16 protein-coding genes are annotated in these 18,065 nt (G+C 60.0%); 6 read left to right on the top strand and 10 right to left on the bottom strand.

Features of this window, described 5'->3' with window-relative positions; genetic code table 11:
• Positions 1 to 233 precede the first annotated feature (233 nt).
• The 3 genes from Thiofri_RS04840 to gorA all read left to right on the top strand — a co-directional run bounded on the left by Thiofri_RS04840 (position 234) and on the right by gorA (position 3,427).
• A complete protein-coding gene (locus tag Thiofri_RS04840) occupies positions 234 to 920 on the top strand; it encodes a phosphocholine cytidylyltransferase family protein (RefSeq protein WP_040858064.1) in 687 nt (228 codons plus the stop codon).
• 183 nt (positions 921 to 1,103) lie between these two features.
• Positions 1,104 to 1,838: a glutathione peroxidase gene (locus Thiofri_RS04835; RefSeq protein WP_009150586.1), complete on the top strand. Its 735-nt coding sequence runs from the start codon at positions 1,104 to 1,106 to the stop codon at positions 1,836 to 1,838.
• Between the two features lie 221 nt (positions 1,839 to 2,059).
• Positions 2,060 to 3,427 carry a glutathione-disulfide reductase gene (gene gorA / locus Thiofri_RS04830; RefSeq protein WP_009150585.1) on the top strand — a complete coding sequence of 456 codons (1,368 nt, stop codon included), beginning with the start codon at positions 2,060 to 2,062 and terminating at the stop codon, positions 3,425 to 3,427.
• Positions 3,428 to 3,525: 98 nt separating this feature from the next.
• Here the strand turns inward: gorA and Thiofri_RS04825 are convergent, their stop codons facing one another.
• The 6 genes from Thiofri_RS04825 to Thiofri_RS04800 all read right to left on the bottom strand — a co-directional run bounded on the left by Thiofri_RS04825 (position 3,526) and on the right by Thiofri_RS04800 (position 11,266).
• Positions 3,526 to 4,224: a M48 family metallopeptidase gene (locus tag Thiofri_RS04825; RefSeq protein WP_009150584.1), complete on the bottom strand. Its 699-nt coding sequence runs from the start codon at positions 4,222 to 4,224 to the stop codon at positions 3,526 to 3,528.
• Between the two features lie 126 nt (positions 4,225 to 4,350).
• Positions 4,351 to 4,968, bottom strand: a complete 618-nt coding sequence (locus Thiofri_RS04820) for a hypothetical protein (RefSeq protein WP_009150583.1) — start codon at positions 4,966 to 4,968, stop codon at positions 4,351 to 4,353.
• A gap of 52 nt (positions 4,969 to 5,020) precedes the next feature.
• The gene (locus tag Thiofri_RS04815) at positions 5,021 to 6,178 is read right to left on the bottom strand and encodes a vWA domain-containing protein (RefSeq protein ID WP_040857468.1); all 1,158 of its coding nucleotides are present in this window, start codon (positions 6,176 to 6,178) and stop codon (positions 5,021 to 5,023) included.
• A 67-nt stretch (positions 6,179 to 6,245) separates the two neighbouring features.
• Positions 6,246 to 8,171, bottom strand: coding sequence for a serine/threonine protein kinase (locus tag Thiofri_RS04810; RefSeq protein ID WP_009150581.1), 1,926 nt, complete (start codon positions 8,169 to 8,171; stop codon positions 6,246 to 6,248).
• 52 nt (positions 8,172 to 8,223) lie between these two features.
• Positions 8,224 to 10,527, bottom strand: coding sequence for an FHA domain-containing protein (locus Thiofri_RS04805; protein WP_009150580.1), 2,304 nt, complete (start codon positions 10,525 to 10,527; stop codon positions 8,224 to 8,226).
• A 250-nt stretch (positions 10,528 to 10,777) separates the two neighbouring features.
• Complete coding sequence (locus tag Thiofri_RS04800) at positions 10,778 to 11,266, bottom strand: hypothetical protein (RefSeq protein ID WP_009150579.1); 489 nt, start codon at positions 11,264 to 11,266, stop codon at positions 10,778 to 10,780.
• 369 nt (positions 11,267 to 11,635) lie between these two features.
• Between Thiofri_RS04800 and Thiofri_RS04795 the strand changes: the two genes are divergently transcribed.
• Together Thiofri_RS04795 and Thiofri_RS04790 are read left to right on the top strand one after the other, a co-directional pair.
• Positions 11,636 to 12,718 (top strand): hypothetical protein, encoded by a 1,083-nt coding sequence (locus Thiofri_RS04795; protein WP_009150577.1) that lies wholly within the window; start codon positions 11,636 to 11,638, stop codon positions 12,716 to 12,718.
• Positions 12,715 to 13,473 carry an OmpA family protein gene (locus Thiofri_RS04790; RefSeq protein ID WP_009150576.1) on the top strand — a complete coding sequence of 253 codons (759 nt, stop codon included), beginning with the start codon at positions 12,715 to 12,717 and terminating at the stop codon, positions 13,471 to 13,473. Before Thiofri_RS04795 ends, Thiofri_RS04790 begins: the two co-directional genes overlap by 4 nt.
• 174 nt (positions 13,474 to 13,647) lie before the next feature.
• Here Thiofri_RS04790 and Thiofri_RS04785 read toward each other — a convergent pair whose 3' ends face one another.
• From Thiofri_RS04785 to Thiofri_RS04775, 3 genes are all read right to left on the bottom strand, one after another.
• Positions 13,648 to 14,511, bottom strand: a complete 864-nt coding sequence (locus Thiofri_RS04785) for an HDOD domain-containing protein (RefSeq protein WP_040858055.1) — start codon at positions 14,509 to 14,511, stop codon at positions 13,648 to 13,650.
• Between the two features lie 259 nt (positions 14,512 to 14,770).
• Positions 14,771 to 15,997, bottom strand: coding sequence for an HDOD domain-containing protein (locus Thiofri_RS04780; RefSeq protein ID WP_009150574.1), 1,227 nt, complete (start codon positions 15,995 to 15,997; stop codon positions 14,771 to 14,773).
• A 159-nt stretch (positions 15,998 to 16,156) separates the two neighbouring features.
• Positions 16,157 to 16,477: a hypothetical protein gene (locus tag Thiofri_RS04775; protein ID WP_009150573.1), complete on the bottom strand. Its 321-nt coding sequence runs from the start codon at positions 16,475 to 16,477 to the stop codon at positions 16,157 to 16,159.
• 161 nt (positions 16,478 to 16,638) lie between these two features.
• Between Thiofri_RS04775 and Thiofri_RS04770 the strand changes: the two genes are divergently transcribed.
• The gene (locus Thiofri_RS04770; RefSeq protein WP_009150572.1) at positions 16,639 to 16,848 is read left to right on the top strand and encodes a YjfB family protein; all 210 of its coding nucleotides are present in this window, start codon (positions 16,639 to 16,641) and stop codon (positions 16,846 to 16,848) included.
• Between the two features lie 128 nt (positions 16,849 to 16,976).
• Here the strand turns inward: Thiofri_RS04770 and Thiofri_RS04765 are convergent, their stop codons facing one another.
• Complete coding sequence (locus Thiofri_RS04765) at positions 16,977 to 17,633, bottom strand: putative metalloprotease CJM1_0395 family protein (protein WP_223296811.1); 657 nt, start codon at positions 17,631 to 17,633, stop codon at positions 16,977 to 16,979.
• Positions 17,634 to 18,065: the final 432 nt, after the last annotated feature.

The raw sequence follows: 18,065 nt of genomic DNA, 5'->3' as shown, positions 1-18,065 counted from the left end.
ACACGGCTGAGTGATCGACACTACCTTCTCCCTCCTCCCGCACTCAAGTATAGTGCGCTTTTCCGCATCCAGCGAAAGCCGCAGCCTGATCCGCACGTGAGTGCAGGTGCCTATGAGCAGACATTACTTATGTGTTTTCCGACGCGCCCGGCAAACGAGCTCGTGGGCTCTCCTGATTGCTCACAGTCCGATGATCGAGCTGCAAAACTCGCCGTAGGGTGCGGATGGAACCCATGTACGCGGTGATCCTCGCCGCCGGCATCGGCTCGCGCCTCGGCCAGCCGACGCCGAAGCCACTCACCCGGCTGGCCAATGGCGAGCGCATTCTCGACCGCCAGTTGTCGCAGTTGCGTGCCCTGCTCGACCCCGAGCGCATTCTGGTGGTGGTCGGCTTCAAGAAAGAGCTGATTATGGAGGCGCATCCCGAACTGCTTTACTTGTACAACGCCAATTTCGATGTTACCAACACGGCCGTGAGCCTGGCACTGGCGCTGCGCAAAACCGCCGACGCCGATGTGCTAATGCTCAACGGCGATGTGGTGTGCGATGCCCAGGTACTCCAACGCCTGCTGCGCACAAAAGGCTCGACCATGGCGGTCAACCAGGCGCCGGTCGGTGCCGAAGAGGTCAAGTACCAGCTCGACGCTGCGGGCACCATCAACGCGGTTTCCAAGCAGGTGCAACAGGCGCGCGGCGAGGCGCTCGGCGTCAATTTGTTTCGCGCGACGGATATTCCGCATCTGCGCGCCGGGCTTGATCGCTGCACGCCCGAGGACTACTTCGAGCGCGGCATAGAGCTCGCCATTGGCTCCGGGTTGCGCATTCGCCCGGTCGATGTCAGCGATCTACGCTGTATTGAGGTCGACTTCCCGGACGATCTCGCGCGGGCCGGGCAGGATCTGGCGCCTGTCGCAGGCTGAGCCCTGGGAAGCTCCACAGACTTCTCATCATCGGCGCCGGCAATCGCCATCATCCGAACAACCGATTTTTGCGATTCGCGCATTTGGCCCAATATAGCTGCCAGGCGTAGGGTATTTCCCCGCCAAGCGTTTCCGAACCCATTTTTACATCTCTGTCTTCCACCCTATTAAAAGGAGAACAACATGTTTCCCGATCACACTGGCAAGCCCGTCCCAAAAGTCACCTTCCGCACCCGTACCGATCATGACTGGGCGGATGTGACCACCGACGAGGTCTTTGCCAACAAGACTGTCATCGTCTTCTCGCTGCCGGGCGCTTTTACCCCGACCTGCTCGTCCACCCATGTGCCGCGCTTCAATCAGCTGGCGCCGACCTTCAAGAAGCTGGGTGTGGATGACATCGTCTGCATGTCGGTCAACGACGGCTTCGTGATGAACGCATGGAAGGAAGACGAGCAGGCGCACAACCTGACCTTCATCCCCGATGGTAACGGCGAGTTCACCGAAAAGATGGGCCTGCTGGTCGATAAGGACGACCTCGGCTTCGGCAAGCGCTCCTGGCGCTACTCCATGCTGGTCAAGAACGGCGTGGTTGAAAAGATGTTCATCGAGCCAGAAAAGCCGGGCGACCCCTTCGAGGTCTCAGACGCCGACACCATGCTGGCCTACATGGCCCCAAGCGAGCCAAAGCCGCTGAACATCACCGTCTTCACCCGCCCCGGCTGCCCCTTCTGCGCCAAGGCAAAAGAAGCGCTGACCGAAGAAGGCCTCCCCTATGAAGAGCTGGTACTGAACCGCGACTACACCGAGCAAACCCTGCGCGCCGTCACCAACGGCACCATGGTGCCCCAGGTGTTCATCGACGGGCAGAAGATCGGCGGCTCCGACGATCTGGAAGCCTGGCTGGCCAAGCGCTAAGCAGCTTTCGCCAATCATCGGGCGAACCGGGGGCTTTCGCGCCTCCCGGTCGCCGCATCCGTCAATGCATGATCGGCCTGGGATCGGGCAAGCTGCCTGAAACCTGGCCGTTCGCGGATTTGGCACCCTCCCCTCTCGCGTGCGCCCATCGACCGACCTGATTCGCGGTTCGGTTCCCCGTTTCCCTCTTTCCCCGTTTGCATTCCCCTAAGGAGTCAGCCATGGAACAGCATTTCGATCTCATCGCCATCGGTGGCGGCAGCGGCGGCCTGGCCGTGGCCGAGCGCGCCGCACAGCACGGCAAGAAAGTCGCACTGGTGGAGCCCGCCAAGCTCGGCGGCACCTGCGTCAACCAGGGCTGCGTGCCGAAGAAGCTCATGTGGTACGCCGCCAATTTGGCCGAGGAAGTGCGCCACGCTGCTGAAATGGGCGTGGAAGGGAGCAGCGGTCAGATCGACTGGGCACGGCTGACCAGCGGACGCGACCAGGTCATCAGCAACATCAACAACTACTGGGATGGTTATGCCAAAGAGCAAGGCATCACCGTGATTGAGGGCTATGCGACCTTTGTCGACAACCGCCACATTCGCGTCGGTGAGACCACCTACAGCGCCGATCACATCGCCATCGCCACCGGCAGCCAGCCCATGGTGCCGCCGGTGCCGGGCAAGGAGCTGGGCATCACCTCCGATGGCTTTTTCAAGCTGAAACAACAACCCAAAAAAGTTTGCATCATTGGTGCTGGCTACATCGGCATCGAGTTCGCCGGCATGCTCGCCGCCATGGGCTCGGACGTGACCGTGGTCGCGCTCGAAAGCCGCGTGCTGGAGGTCTTCGACCCCATCATCAGCGAAACCCTGGCGCACAACATGGAATTGGCTGGCATCAAAAGCCATCTGCCCTTCGCCGTCGCCTCGCTGGAACAGCAGGGTGACAGCCTCGCCATCCGCTCACGCGATGATCAGGTGCTCGGCGGCTTCGACACCATCATCTGGGCCATTGGGCGCACGCCTAACACTCGCGATCTGAATCTCGAGGCTGTGGGCATCGAGCTAGAGAAAGGCGGCATCATCGCCACCGACAAGTATCAGAACACCAAGGTCGATGGCATCTATGCGCTCGGCGACATCACCGGCCGCGCACCACTCACACCCGTGGCCATCGCCGCCGGTCGCCGCCTGGCCGACCGTCTGTTCGGCGGCATGTCCGATCGGCATCTGGACTACAGCAACATCCCGACCGTGGTCTTCGCCCATCCGCCGGTCGGCAGCGTCGGCATGACCGAGGCCGCCGCGCGCGAAAGCACGAGCGAGAAGATCACCGTCTACAAGACCGAGTTCACCCCGATGCGCTATGCGCTGAACAAGCAAGGCCCGCGCACCGCAATGAAACTGGTCTGCGCTGGTCCCGAAGAGCGCATTTTAGGCATTCATATGATTGGCGACGGCGTGGATGAAATGCTCCAGGGCTTTGCCGTGGCGCTAAAAATGGGCGCCACCAAGGCCGACTTCGACAACACCGTCGCCATCCACCCGGTCAGCGCCGAGGAATTGGTGACGCTGAAGACACCGGAGCCTGATCCTGTCTGAGGTGGCGCTAGCACTTTATAGCCAGCCCGGGTTGGCCGTTGGCTACCTACCGCCAGCCCGGGAAAAGCAATTGGTTGTGCGCCGCCTCGGCAACAACTTTACTGGCACTGGCGAATGTCGCCCCCGATATCGCCGATCTCTTGAGCAATTTGGGCGCGCGCCTCGCGAAAATCGCGCGAATCTCTGCCGGCCGCTGATGCAGGCGAGTTGTTGGCTCCGTAGAGCACATCAATGCGTTCCCACAGGATGGAACCGCCGACGCCCTGCTCGGCTAAACATTGCAGAATCTGGCGCATGGCGTCAGGATCGAAGCCCGCTGATCCCAGGGTGCGCACGGCTTCCAGATCGGCTTCGACTTCCAGGCGAAGGTCGAAATGCTGCACGATGGAACCAACTCGAATACGTTCGCTAGCTCGGGACTCACGCCGGCAGAAGTGTCCGAGCCGCTGATGGGCAAACTCGTGCGCCAGCACGGCGGCAAGCTGTGACTCGTCGCGCACCATGGCAATCAGGCCATCGCTCACAACAAAACGCCCGCCGCCGAGCGCGAAGGCCATGGGATCGAGGTTTCGCAACACCAGGATGCGCGGTTGATAGCCGATGGCATCGAATCGATTCAGGGTGAGACCCAGCCCATTGAGGTAGCCGGTCACCGGATCGGCCGATGCGCGCACTGGCCATTGGCGTTCCACAAGTTCGATGGCGCGCTGCGCCTGGGCATCGGAAACCGAGCAGTCCTGCCCACCTCCTCCGAACAGCCCCCCAAACAAACCAAGCATCGCGAAAAACTGGATCACGCACACCTCTAGCGATCAAAACAGCAGAGTAAAGAGAGGAACCTGACAGAAGCGGCCGGCCGTCGCTGAAGGACTCCGGCCTGATCAACCCTGGCCGACCGCCTCGTCATCTGACACCCATGCTCGCTAGGCGCGAACCACAAAGGTGGATTCATCCGTGTCGTAGCTGGACCCGGATTTCACGCGGTGCTCGATGACGTAGGTGCCCGGCTCAATCCCGGAAGGCACAGTGATCTCCGCCTCGGCCGCCCAGCCGCCAGCCGTTCTGCTGCTGTTCTTGGACGGCAACTTCGCCACCTCCTTGCCGTCTTTTTTCAGCGCCCAGCTTTCGGTCACACTGGTTGAGCTCTTGCCTGATGGCAGCAGCACTGAGTAATCCGTATTGATATCGATGGATTGCCCGGCCCGAACTGTCTTAGGCGAACTGCTGCCCTGGCGAATTTTGACCTGCGGCGAACTGACCGGCTGAGAGAGACCGTAAATTCGGGTATCCGCAGCGCTGGAGCGAACCTGACGCGCCTGATATTGGTTAATGGAAACCACCGCCAGCCCCATCAGCCCGCCAATGGCAGCGCCGGCCGCTGCTCCTCGTGCATCTCCAGTCACCAGAGCGCCAACACCGGCCCCGACAAGGGCTCCGATCCCGGCTCCCGCCATTTGGTCCTGCGTCCCTCCAGTCGACTCGCAACCGCTCAGTGCAACGACGGAGGACAAAACACCTGCCACAACAATTCTGTTTTTCATGTCATTTCTCTCCACATTATCGAACATTCACTGGTTGATCAGTTCATCTTGGTCATTCGGCCGTTCCGACCGGGGTCGTGGGTCGCTCCCAATAGGGATTTCCATCCGGCAGCGCCGGAATTTTTTGATTCAGGCTCGTAATGGCGGTGTCTATCGCCGGAATGGGTGGCGGCTGAATTGCCTCGAATGTGGTGTCGTCATAGACGTACTTGCCGCTGCCACTCGGATATTCCACACCCAGTTTCAGGTTGTGCTTTTCGCCGTCAACTGGCACATAGGAGCGAAAGGTCAGCACATAGTCGCTCTGCAGAATATTCTGGATCTGTTCCACTACCTGCTGCATGCGATTGGTCGTTTCACCAACAAGGTAATAAATCCCAAAGGAGTTTTTCGACAAAGCTTCCAGGTTCTTGAAGTAAGTCGGCTCAATGCGCGAATACGCCAACGAATAGATGGGCACAGGTATCGACATGCCCGAGATCCGCGTCATCAATTCATCGCGCGATACCGAGCTGCCTTCATCCTTGCCGTCGGAAAAGACCACGACGGAGCAGGAGACCACATAGTTGGCGGAATCGATGACACTTCCCTGCGAGGCCATGCCACACATTTGCAGCGCGGCGCCCACGGCATCGTAGAGCCGAGTTTTCATCCCATCGGCGCGAATATCGGCGATACGCCGCGCAAGTGCTCTTTCATCGCGCTCGAACTGAGAAACCACCTCGTAGCCTTCCTTGGTATCGCGGATGGCCAACACTGCCACCTCGTCCTGCGGGCGTTTGCTCTCGATGTAGCGAATGGCGGCTCGGAGCGTTTCCTCGAAGGGCGCACCAGCCATTGACTGACTCGCATCGATAATCAGAACGCTGCGGGTCGCCTCTTCCCGCTGGCGGATGGACTGAACACCGTATTGCCGTTTCATCGGGTCATAGGTACGCCCCTTGACCATCACGCCGATGTTACGCTCGTTTAAGTTGACGAGCGGCTGCATTTGCGCATCGAAGGTGCGAAAATAGACCTGAACAAAGGGGTAGAGCGAATAGTCCGAGCGATAGATTTTTAATCCGTAACTGCCGGGAGCGGCAAATCCGTACCCTGCCCCCTGCGCAAAGGTCGCTTGCGCCCCCATCAGTCCGGCACTGACGCAGAGTGCTACAAAAGAAACACCGAATACTTTTCGAAAAAAAACCTTTAGTGCCTGAGTTCGCATAAATACCCCCGATCGCCTGTGGGTGGATTGAAACTGCGGTCGTCAGGTCGAACCGACCGCTCTTTGCCTAATACTGCTTTTCCGCGCCCTTATACTTAAACCCCCAGCTCGAAGAGGAACTGCTTGGGGGCGGGCTTGCACGCTTGGGCGGCGGCCTTTTGGCAACCACCCGAGGTTTGGGTTTGGGCTTGGGCTTTGCTGTCACCGGCGGCGCTGCTTTTACCGGCGCAGTCGCCTGTTGGGGCTGCGCTGCCGCAGCAGCTTTGACCTTGTCGGCCCGCTGCTCATCGAACATATCCAGGAGCGAACCGGCTGGCCGACTGGCCTGATGCGACTTGGAGGACTGCTCGGGTGACTGTTCATCGGAGAAAATGCTTGGCAGAGGACCGGACGGAACCGCAGTTGCCGCTGAGGTTGGAATCCCCGCAGCGGTTGTCGCAGGCTTTTTGCCAGCATCCCCAGTATTGATAGACGCCGCCGCTGCATTGGTCGAGCCTCCGGCCCCAGAAACCGCGAGCCCGGCAGCAGCAGCCGCTGCGGCAGCCTTGGCATCTGGCGTGCCGGCATCCGGCAACTCCGCCTCGCCCGGGTTCTCCGCAGCCACTTCTGGCGGCTTTTCTTCTGCCGATTGCGGGCTCGGCTCCGCCACTTCCTCTACCGGGTCTGTCACAGGCTCTACCGGGTCAGTCACAGGGTCATCGCCGCCGGAGGCAAGCTCGTCCCGCAACAAGTCGAGTCCCGGCGCGCCTGAAAACCACCACCCGCCAATGGCTGCGGCAAAAAGGGAAAAGGCCGCGACCGCAATCCATGGCCCCTTGCGCGAGCCCGGCTGAATGTCGCCGACCGGCACCGGGCCGGCAGCTGTCTGGCCAGTCGGCAGTCGCAGCGACGGCAAGCGCGCACTTGGGGAAGTACTGCTGCCGGTGTTCATGCCCGCCCCGCCCGCAGGGTTGGACGGGTCGATCATGATGGTCGCTGCGCCAGTGTCGCCAGACCGGGCCGGGTCCAGGCATTGCAGAAACTCCGGGATCGAGCCATGACGCAGATTGATGTTGAGCTCAAGTGCCTTGAGCACGGCGGCGTCAATCTCGGGCGGGATGTCAGGCAAGAACTGCGTGATCGGCTCCAACAAGGCGCCCGTGACCCGGTCGTAGGCCGCAGCCGGCATCGTGCCCGTCAGCAGGTTGTAGACGATGGCCCCCAGACTATAAACATCGGAGCGTTCGTCGGTTCCGGTTCCAAGCACCTGTTCGGGCGGACTGAACCCCTGACTTGCGGCACGCCCGAGTGTGCGCGTCGTGCCGTCAACCACCGACTCTTTGGCAATTCCGAAGTCGATCAACATGACCCGATCATGATCGTCAAGCAGAATGTTATCGGGCTTGAGATCGCGATGAATAATGGGCGGGTCCTGGTTATGCAGATAGATGATCGCCTCGCCCAACTGCCGCAACCAGGGCAGCAGGACAAAAAGCGGAATCCGCCCGCCACGGCGCTGTTGTTCGCTGCGCAGTGTTCGGTTCCCGCCGAACTCCAGCACTAGACAGTTCATCCCCTCATCGGAGAAGCGGTCCGTGATATCCGGAATCGCGGGGTGGTTTAAACGCCCGAGCAGGCGCGATTCGTATTCATCGAACAGGATTTCGGGGACTTCCTTGAGCGCGCGCCGTTTCCCCTCCAGTAGCAGATCATCGACCAGATAGGTGACGCCAAAACCACCGCGCCCAAGCAATCCGGTGACCTTGTAACGCTCTTTGACAACCTGACCTGGCGAGCGCACCCAGGCAATGACGCCGCGCACCGTCCCTTGCATGGTCATATCGAGATGCGCGAGCTCGTATCCGCAGTCGCCGCAGCGATAATCCCGCGCGGGCAACTCACTGACGACATTCATTGCCTGACATTTCGGGCAAGGCACGGACTCACCGACGTCGGCAGTCGTCTGCGCCAAGGGCTTGGTGACAGCTTCAGATGCGGAGGTATCGGACGTCATGGCGAATGAGGTTTTAGTTTCGGAATGAAAATCGGGCGGGGATCAGGGTCCGCTAGAGCTTCCGGTCCTTCAGCTTGAGCGCAAAAACCGTCAGCAGCAAGAAACCCACCGTCTGCGCCCCAAGCGCCTGCAGGCCCGAAGCCCAGTCAGCCACCAGGGCGATCACCGGCTTGCCATTCTGACCAGACAAGTCGAGTAACTCAGGGCTTAGGGTAGCTCGCATCGCGTCCAAAGCCCAGTAGGCAATGACGCCGATCTGGGCAAAGGTCTCGGTAACACCGGAGAGATCAACCACCGAATTGGACAAAATAAACTGGGGAATCAGCAGCAACGGCAGGGCCGCGATGGCCTTGTCGTTGCTGTTTACCAGGGCGCTCACGGCCAAGCCCATGGCGCTCGCGCCAAGTCCGGCAAGAAAGAGCACGGCCAGACGCTCAAGAAATGATCCTGGGAAATCGATCATGCCGGTGACAATTGCCAGAAAACTTGCACATTGCAGTAAGCACAGCACCGCGAGCGGCAACAGCTTGCTGAGCAGATAGGCAGGGATTTGCACCGTGACCGAGCGCTCGCGCAAATAGACGGGCAGTTCTTTGACGATCTCGCGCGCGGAGTTAATACAGCCGAACCAGATCGCCGAGAGCACCAGCACGAAAGCGATCTGGCTCTCGGCGGCGGCGCGCTCCGGCAGGCTGCCCTCGGTACTGAACACGCTCCCGACGACCAGTGCGATGAGCGGTGCCTGCACCAGTAACACCGCAAGATTGAGCCGATCTGACAGCAGCAAATCGATGTAGCGGCGCATCAGGGTCACGGCCTGGCGCAACCCGAACCAGCCACGCAGACCATCGGACTGGCGCGCGGACCGCTGCTTTGCTTTGATCGGCGCCTGATCCGAACCGGTGAGCTTCTGCCTGCTGGTGACATAGTCCCGATATTGCGAGGACTGACGGAAACGGGACTCCCACGCCTTGGCATCTTGATTTTCGAGCCGTTCGTAAACATCCGACAAACGCTCGACACCAAAATAAGCCGCAGCTTGATCGGGGGGGCCATAGTACACAAGACAACCAGCGTGCAGGAGTGCGACTAGATGGCAGGCATCGATGTTCTCAAGCGAATGGGTCACACAGACCACCGTCTTGCCATCGGCGGCCAGCCCCTCGAACAAGCGCATCATTCGCTTGTCGGTTCCGGCATCGAGACCGCTGGTGACCTCATCAAGGAACAGGATATTCGGATTAGCAACCAACTCGACAGCCAGGCTCACCCGCTTCAATTGCCCACCGCTTAGCGGCTCGGGCGTATCCACGGCCAGTTCGGCCTTCTCCAGTAGCCCGACGCGATCTAGAACCCGCTCGATGTTGTCGTCGATTTCCGCTCGGCTGGTATCCAGCGGCAACCGCAGTCGCGCGGTGTAGCGCAGCGCAGAGTTGACCTTAATCTTGCGATGTACAATGTCCTGCTGCGGCACATAGCCAATGCCCGAGCGAAACAAGTCAAAGGCCGAGTAAAGATCAATCCCGTTGTAGGTCACAGTGCCCGAAGTCGCCGGCCGTCGCCCATTGAGCGCGTCCAGCAGGGTAGATTTTCCAGACCCACTGGTGCCAAAAAGCACCACGAACTCGCCGGGCTCAATGCACAGATCAATCCCGTCGAGCAGTCGGCGCGGCTTGCCGGTCTTGCGATCTTTGACCTCGCGCGTCAGACCGACCACCTCCACCCGGATGCGGTTGCCTTCCTCGCACGGCTCCAGTGCCTGACCGGTAAACTGAAACACCAGGCTACCGAAGGCGACATTATCCCCTTGCTGCAAGGCCACCGGCTTGGTGATGCGCTGGCCATTGACCGAGGTTCCGTTGGTGCTTTTCAGATCCGCGATCCAGACGCGCCCATCGCGGATGGAAATGCGCGCATGGCGTCGGGAAATAGCCGGCGAATCGATTGCAAATCCACAATCTGGCGCGCGACCGACGATGATCTCCGTCGCTCCAGCGTCAGGCGACCTGCCATCACCGCCAGTGACGGGTCCGCTGCTCGCACCAGCCTCAATTTGCGGACAGGAGATTTGCACGGAAATTGCGCCCAACATCAGCCAATCGCCATGCCCAACCGGGACGGCCGAGGTGATCGCATCTCCGTTAACCCGCACAGATGCACCCTGGAGCGGTTCGACAAAGAGACCCTCTTCGCGCCAGAACAGGCGAGCATGCCGGTCAGCGACCGAATCATCGAACAGCCGCAGACTGGCATCCTGCCCGCTACCGATCAGACAGTCATTCTCAGGCTTCAGAACGACGCGCCCGATCGCGCTGCGCTGGGTTCGGAATTCCAGATCGAGAGTCCGCTGGTCCACACATCCCCCTTGACACAACTTGCAATACGATGCGCAATTTAGCGCATTCTGGCGTGCGGGCGAAACAAAAGATTGGCGCGAATCCTCAATCAGCTCTCGCACGCAAGCAGAACCCTGATTTCATGCGCAATGCGGACAGCGCCAAAAAGGCCGCTCGGGCCTGGCTACGAGCTGGGGTGCCGAACTGGGCTGGGGACTGGACGGGAGCTAGCGTTTGGCCAAGGCGAGTGATCGCGCCTTGTGGCAGGTATCAGACCAAGATATTTAACTGTCTGCTGGGTTCTTCGGACGGGAGCGCGATCCGCACGGCCACCTCAACGCGCTGGCGCATTGCGCTGCTGGCGATGGCCGTTTCCTCGTCGCTGCGACTGGCTAGGGAGAAGGTGGGAGATTGGACTGCTTCAGCGCCTGATTGACCGCCTGATTGACCGCCTGATTGACCACCTGATTGACCACCTGATTGACCACCTGATTGACCACTGGCAGCGACCCGAGCGCGAGCACCAAGCTCGGCAATACTCGGGAGGCCTTGCGCGGCGGCACCCGGCTGCTCCTGAGCGAAGCTTGAGTCGAAAGCGGCCTGTCGTTCGGAGAAGGGCGGTTTTGCACTGCCCTCATCGGGCGCATTCAGGGCGCGGGCAGTTTCTGGACGCACGGCGACCTGGCCGAGCCCGAGGCGCTCTGAGCCCGTTGGACGGCCAGTTGGAACTAAGGGTACATAAATGGGCGCATCGATCATTGTGAGGCCCTCCCATGCTTGTGATGCTCTGTTACTTCAATTATAGCCCAGAGCCACTGATTCATCAGCAGGCGCGTTGCCAACGCAGTCTCGATTCAAGCTTATCGCACCAAAACGGGCGGCCGGCGAATTCCAGCAACGAGACAAACGTCAAAGTCTCGACAGTCGCTCCCGCACTCGCGTATTTGCGCTGCTAACAGTATAATTAAAGCTCTCCAACACTCTGTTATAATGATCTTTTTTCCTATTGGCACTGAACCTGCTTAACACCTGTCAGAACGCGAAAGGTCGCATGCACAGCCCCGCGCGCCGGTGTTGCGGATGCCTGGTCTTGTCGCTGCATCTCACTGGCACCAGAGCAGGTTTATTATGTTTGATTCCATTGCCCTTGGTCTAATCACGACCCTCAACCAGCTCGATCCCATTGTGGTGATCGGCGTCTTCACACTGCTGCTGCTCGCGATGTTTGCCGCCGCACTGATCACCACGGCGCGCGGCCGTACCAGCGCCTTCGCGCTGAGCACACCAACCCTGCTGACCACGCTTGGCATCCTTGGCACCTTTCTCGGCATTGCCATCGGGCTGCTGCAATTCGACGTCACACAGGTTGAATACAGCATTCCAACGCTGCTCGAAGGACTCAAGCTCGCATTCATCACCAGTATTGTCGGCATTGCGCTCAGCGCCGTGCTGCGCTTCGTGCAGGTGCTGAGCGCCGGATCAGCCGCCGGGAACAATGGCACGCGGGCACAACCCGGACAGAAGGACGACCGGCGCCAACTTGAACTGGCCGAAGCCCAACTCGCCGCCACCCAGGCGCTCAACAACGGACTGAAAAGCTTCGATCAACACCTGAATCAGACCATGGAAACGCATCACCAACGTCTGATGAAGGGCATGGACAATTTTGCCGCGCAGTTGAGCGAACTGGGCTCGCGCCAACTGGTCGCCGCGCTCGAAGAAGTCATTCGCGACTTCAACGACAAGCTTGGCGTGCAGTTTGGCGAGAACTTCCGCCGCCTCGACGGGGCCGTGGGCAAGTTGCTGGAATGGCAGGACCAGTATCGCCAGCAGATGGAAAGCCTTGGCAGTCAACTCGAGCGCGCCACCGCCGGCGTCGCCAAATCCGAGGCCAGCCTAAAGTCGCTCACCCAGCAGGCGTTGCAGATTTCCCAGCATGTCGCGGACCAGCAAAGCACGCTGTCCAGCCTGAGACGCGAAACCATGGAGCTTGAAGCCCTGCTCGGCGCCATCGCGGAATTGCGCGACAAAGCCCAGGACGCCTTCCCGGCTATGGACAAACGGCTCACAGCCATGCTCGAGAGCATCGAAACTGCCGTGCTCGCCGCGCAACACGCAGGACACGCCTTCATTGAGCCGCCGCCGGCACATCGCCCCGGCCGTCACAACAACCCTGACTTCCAGGGCATTCCACTGGGTGAAAAACAATGAGTGTCATCAGCCTTTCCAATCGCAGCGCAATGGCGGTCGAACCCGACGGCGACAGCCACTGGCTGGTGGTCTCGGACCTGATGGCCTCGCTGATGATGATTTTTTTGTTCCTGGCGCTGTTGCACATGGTGCAACTTGAGCGCAGTCATCAGGTGGAGACCGAGGTACGGGTCACCGCAGCCGAGCTACGCCAGGCAATTTATCTGTCACTGGAAGAGGAATTCCGCGCCGATCTGCCGCGCTGGAATGCCGAGTTCGACCGCCCAACCCTGACGCTGCGCTTTCGCGAACCTGAGGTGCTGTTCGACAGCAACTCGGCGCGCATCAAGCCTGAGTTCGAGGCCATTCTGCAAGACTTCTTGCCGCGCTATGTCCGCCAGCTTGAGCCTTTCCGCGAAGTCATTCGTGAAATTCGCATCGAGGGACATACCTCGAGCGAATGGGGACCAGATAGCAGTCCGCTCGATGCCTATTTTGCCAATATGGCTCTAAGCCAGCAGCGCACCCAGGAGGTGCTGCGCTATGCCTATGGGCTTGATGCGGTGCAGCAGGCGCAGTGGTTTCGCGCTCGCGTTGCGGCGGTGGGTCTGTCATCCTCACGCTTGGTGCGCGATGACCGGGGCGTAGAAGATGCCGAGGCCTCCCGGCGAGTGGAATTTAGCGTGCTGACCAACTTCGAGGCCAGTCTGCTCGCGGGGCGCCCGCTGGAACAATCCGCCACGAACGCCCAGGGTTCCAGCCACCCCGCAGAATAAAGCTTGTTGTTTCGGTAACATTCCAGGCCGGCCGGCTCAGCGACTCACGCCTGGACCATGACGGTTAGCGTCAAAAAGCCGACGCGCTGCCTTCTGGCCTGGCTGAAAGTCTCTATCTACGGGGGATGATTACCATTAACCGTAATGATTAACCGGACTGATTGGCCGGGCGGGTTAATCAGCCAACTCGGGGTCATGCAGAGCCTCGACCGAGATAACCTGGTACTGAGCCTGCTCAATGACAGGCAACAGGGCATCCGCTGCGATCCCCAAAAGCGGCCATACGCTTGGATCGATCGGCGGCGCGTCGGACCAGTCGCGCGAATCGAGCTCGGCAAGATGGGCACCTGTGTTGGCGATATGCACCAGGGCGACAGCTTCGCGAGAGCCCTCGGGTGCTGCAGCCGGGTCATGGTGGTAGCGCAAAATATCACACAACACTGGCGGCAAACCCCAGCATTCGGCCAAGGCGCCGCCAAGCTCGGCATGATCGAATCCCAACTGATCATGCTCGGCGGTCTGGGGGCTAATTGCCTGAGGCGCGCTTAAGCTGTTTAGGAAGGCGCGCTGAGTTTCTTCCGGCGCTTGCGAAAACAGCACTAGCTGACCCAAGTCATGCAGTAAACCGCCAAGAAAAACAACACCATCAAGCGGCCGATGGGTCTCTTCCGCCAGCAGGCGGGCAATCACCGCGCAGTAGGCCGAATGACGCCAAAAAAATTCCAATGGCAACAGGTGCTGCTCCGGCAGACGGTCGGCCGCCCCAGTGACAGCACCGGTAATCACCAGGCGGCGTACTTGCTCGCGTCCGAGCAGTGCGAGAGCCCGATCCACCGAATCGACCGTGCGACTTGGCGAGAAAGCGGCACTATTGGCAAGACGCAGCAGCATGGCCACCAGCGCAGGGTCCTGCGCCAGCGTCTTGGCAATCTGCGCCTGTGCGCTATCCGGATTATCGAGCAGACGCATGACCTCACCCACCACCCGGGGAATGGCCAGCAACTTGCCGGTCGACTTGACGAGCGATTCAATCGTCATGGATGACAAGACAGGACCTCCCATAGTGCGCAAGCATCTCAAGCATCTATAGCCTTAACCGATCCCAACGACCGATTTTCTGGCCTTGGTCTTCTTCAGTTTAGCTGCAAGCGCGGAAATTGGTTAAGGACGACACAGCAGAGTTGGTTACCAGTCGCTCTACCCGGCATCAGCGCCAAGCACCAAGGGCCAGCACCAACACAGACAAGCGCCAGAACAGCAATGGGGCGATCCCTTACAGCGGTGGTTAAGCAACTGTTCAGGTCTCGAACATACTTTGCAAACGGTCAAGGGCCGCCTCGCTTCCCTCAAGCTCTGCCAATGTCCCATCTTCGCCTGGGGGTTGCATCCCCAAGCACGCAAAGGCCGGAATCTCAGCCGCCGGCGGGCGGGGCTGGCCATGATGCGCCAATGCCGCCCAGCGCGCGACAATGCTCAGACTGGCATAGTCCGGTTCAGGTGCCTGATAACTCCAGTTTGTACTTTGCTCTGCCACCGCGACCAGGTCAGAGCCAAGTTCCCAGTAGTTAATGACCAGAACACCGGTAACGCTGAGGAGTTTTTCCAGCAGTTCGTCGAGCTCCTGGCGCCCTCCCCCCGCACTGCCGCGCTGATCAAAAAACTGGATAATGGGCACGGCACCAACGCGCGCCAGCAGCCCGGCCAGCAACGCGCGGTCCTGGTCGAGCAGATTCAATTTCTGTGCGAGCAGCGAACAGTAGGCCGATCTGAGCACACCTTCTGCCCAAACCTCGGCAATCGCATCTCGCGCCACCTGATGCTTTGCTCGAAAAATCTGACGCAAGGCCAGATTCGTCGCCAGCATCCGGGTGTTGGAAAAACCAATTCGGACCACAGCATCCCGCACGGAGGTGATTTCCTTCGCCGCGCGAAAGCGGGGACTATTGGTAGCATGAATCAAGGCACCAGCAAGGGTGGCATCGCTCTGTATCAGCTCGGTCAGCTCAGCAATGCCGGCATCCGGGTCGGCTGTCAGCTTCTGGATACGCAACGCAACCTCTGGACGCGCCGGCAATTCCAGCCTATTGGAATTGATCTGCTCGTAGAGCTCGGTGAGAAAATCCCCTTCGGCGTCATCAAGGTCCAGCTCATTGAGCTGCGCGCCATCGCCGCCCATTTCTGACAACAAGGCCGCCGGCACCCCAAGCAGCAAACACCGCGCCTGAGTCACAATGGCGTCGTCCTCGCAGCCCGTCTCATCGAACAACTCAACCGGATCACTGAGACCAAAGCAGCTGTCGATTTCGCGCTCGAGCCCATTGCAGGCGCGCACGACATTCCCATCGACTAGAAATAACCGCTGACCGCTGAGTTGATTGTCGGCCTGGCGCCGGGCCAAGCGCTTGCCCTTGTCGAGACGCAGCAATCTTGCCTGCCCCGCCAATTCGGCGCGCGCTTGTTCGGACAGGCCTTTGGTGATTTCCATCTGCGCGAGCACGGCCGATGGAGTAATGCCCTCAGACATTAATTCAGCTCCCAGCAGTCAAACCAACTCTCTAAGGCTGATAGTCTAGCAAGAACCGGGCTGTGGGGAGAGAAAACAAACCAGAAACGGGTGGGACTTCAAAAAACCGACCAGGAAAGATTGGCCAACGCAGTGAAGACCAGCAGGAAACAGAGCAGACTAGCTGTCCAGCCGAGGGCGGCGCAGGTCGCCAAGACTCCAAAACTGGTCGCCACGCAAATAACCGGCCGAAACCTGATCAACCAGCGCCATAGGACGCCCACAATCATCGCGCTCGGACACCCAATCGGACGGCAGGGAATCGAGCAGGTGCACGCTCGACAGACGTCCGTCATCGGTCAGGCACAGGCGCACCTGCCCGTCAGCCCCGTGGCGAAAAGCCGGCAAGAAACCAGCTGCAAGCGCCGGTGACTGCGCGGTATCTGCGGCGACGGGTGGGGGTGAGAAAAGTGATTGGGTAACGGCTTGTTGCAACATCATGGGTCTGATCCTCGCGGTCATCTTAACTCAATCTAACGACACATCGGGGTCAAACTTTAAGCAACGCGGCCGATACAGGAGAGGATGGGCGGGAAATGATCGTCACTCCCACCGCCCCAGCTTCGCCCAATCGACGATCACCCAACTGACAGGAGTCATTGATGGATATTTCTTCCGTTTCAGGCGTCGCGAGCCTAGCGACCAATTCCAACAACGCCCAAGTCAGCGACGCTGTCGGTATCTCGGTACTGAACAAAGCCTTGGATGCACAGGTTCAAGGCGCGGCGGCCCTCATCGAGAGTATTGCCGAGACTCCGCAGGCAACCGCCTTGCCGGACAATGTTGGCGGCAACGTCAATGTGACGGCCTGAGGTACAACCGACATTGAGGTGCCACTAAAAGCCCTCAAGCAAGCCTCCCGGACAAGCCCCCCCAGGACAAGCTCCCCCAGGGCAAGCCCCACCCCAGACAGCCCCCCGAGCAAGCGACAAGAAAACTTTCAGGCAAATTGGTTTAAGGCCGCGCCGACTGGCGCGGCAAAGAATCCGGCGAATCGCTGCCCCAAGCGGCCACTGGCATCCGTGGTGGCGGCAACCCCGGCAGCACTGCCCTCTGCTGCCTCACCGGGCCTGTCCCGGGCTTGATCAAGCGCATCGGACATCTCACGCTGATTCTCCTGCAACAGGTCGCCGCGCGCCTGGGCCTCCATGCTCCGCGCCTGCGAGGCAACCCGCTGATCCTGGGACGAGGGTTCCGCTGGCGCCAGTGCCGCGCGCAGAATCACCCCAGCCTTCTCCATGGTGGCTGCGGGATCGTCTGGCACCGGTGAGGTATCGATAGACACCTCACCACCGACCGCGTAACGCTTGCCGTCGGGGCCGGTTTCATAGTCATAACTCGGCGCCTTGGTGACATAACGGCCACCTGCCGCCACATGCGCCTGCTCGTGTGCGCGCACTTCCATATCGCGCTGGCGCAGATCCTGGACTTCGCGTTGCTCTTCGGGGGCGAGTTCCTGCTGCGATTTCTCTTCATTGCCCGGCTCATCGTCGAGTGCCGCAGGATCTTCCTTGGTTTCATCTTCATTCGCTGCATCTTCCGCAACGGCTCCCTGAGAGCTGGCTCCCTGAGAATTGGCGACCCCGGACTCAGCCATCCCAGTCGCCGCCACGTCCGCGTTGGTCGGCGAATTTTGAGAAAACTGCGAATCCTGGGGCGCCAGACGCCCGGTCGCTTGATTGAAGGCTGTCATTTTTCCAATGGCAGCGCCAGCTTCGGCCGCCGGGGCCGGATAGGGGAAAGCCGGAGAGCCGAAAGCCGCAGGCGGATTCTGAGTGCTCCCTTGGTTCGCAACTGGCGCTGATTGGCCTTGGGGCTGGCTTAATGGCTGGCCCAATGGCCGAGCGATAATCGCACGCGCGCCTCCAGGCAAGCCTGGATACACGAAACTATAAGGGTGCGCTGCGAAACCTATCTGCATGTTACTGTTTTTGCGCTTTAAAAAAGTTTTTCAACCCGGCCTACAATGGGACTTCTGCGAAACCTCCGGACAATAATGGGTAACGACCGATTGCTTCGCAACTTAAAC

The organism is Thiorhodovibrio frisius, assembly GCF_033954835.1.
Lineage (GTDB): Bacteria > Pseudomonadota > Gammaproteobacteria > Chromatiales > Chromatiaceae > Thiorhodovibrio > Thiorhodovibrio frisius.
Note: the sequence above shows the minus strand (reverse complement) of the source record. Positions and strands in the feature narration are given on the sequence as shown.

Coding starts and splice junctions, on each gene's coding strand:
- Thiofri_RS04840 (WP_040858064.1), top strand. CDS start 234: ATGTACGCGGTGATCCTCGCCGCCGGCATCGGCTCGCGCCTCGGCCAG.
- Thiofri_RS04835 (WP_009150586.1), top strand. CDS start 1,104: ATGTTTCCCGATCACACTGGCAAGCCCGTCCCAAAAGTCACCTTCCGC.
- gorA (WP_009150585.1), top strand. CDS start 2,060: ATGGAACAGCATTTCGATCTCATCGCCATCGGTGGCGGCAGCGGCGGC.
- Thiofri_RS04820 (WP_009150583.1), bottom strand. CDS start 4,968: ATGAAAAACAGAATTGTTGTGGCAGGTGTTTTGTCCTCCGTCGTTGCA.
- Thiofri_RS04815 (WP_040857468.1), bottom strand. CDS start 6,178: ATGCGAACTCAGGCACTAAAGGTTTTTTTTCGAAAAGTATTCGGTGTT.
- Thiofri_RS04810 (WP_009150581.1), bottom strand. CDS start 8,171: ATGACGTCCGATACCTCCGCATCTGAAGCTGTCACCAAGCCCTTGGCG.
- Thiofri_RS04800 (WP_009150579.1), bottom strand. CDS start 11,266: ATGATCGATGCGCCCATTTATGTACCCTTAGTTCCAACTGGCCGTCCA.
- Thiofri_RS04795 (WP_009150577.1), top strand. CDS start 11,636: ATGTTTGATTCCATTGCCCTTGGTCTAATCACGACCCTCAACCAGCTC.
- Thiofri_RS04790 (WP_009150576.1), top strand. CDS start 12,715: ATGAGTGTCATCAGCCTTTCCAATCGCAGCGCAATGGCGGTCGAACCC.
- Thiofri_RS04785 (WP_040858055.1), bottom strand. CDS start 14,511: ATGACGATTGAATCGCTCGTCAAGTCGACCGGCAAGTTGCTGGCCATT.
- Thiofri_RS04780 (WP_009150574.1), bottom strand. CDS start 15,997: ATGTCTGAGGGCATTACTCCATCGGCCGTGCTCGCGCAGATGGAAATC.
- Thiofri_RS04775 (WP_009150573.1), bottom strand. CDS start 16,477: ATGATGTTGCAACAAGCCGTTACCCAATCACTTTTCTCACCCCCACCC.
- Thiofri_RS04770 (WP_009150572.1), top strand. CDS start 16,639: ATGGATATTTCTTCCGTTTCAGGCGTCGCGAGCCTAGCGACCAATTCC.
- Thiofri_RS04765 (WP_223296811.1), bottom strand. CDS start 17,633: ATGGCTGAGTCCGGGGTCGCCAATTCTCAGGGAGCCAGCTCTCAGGGA.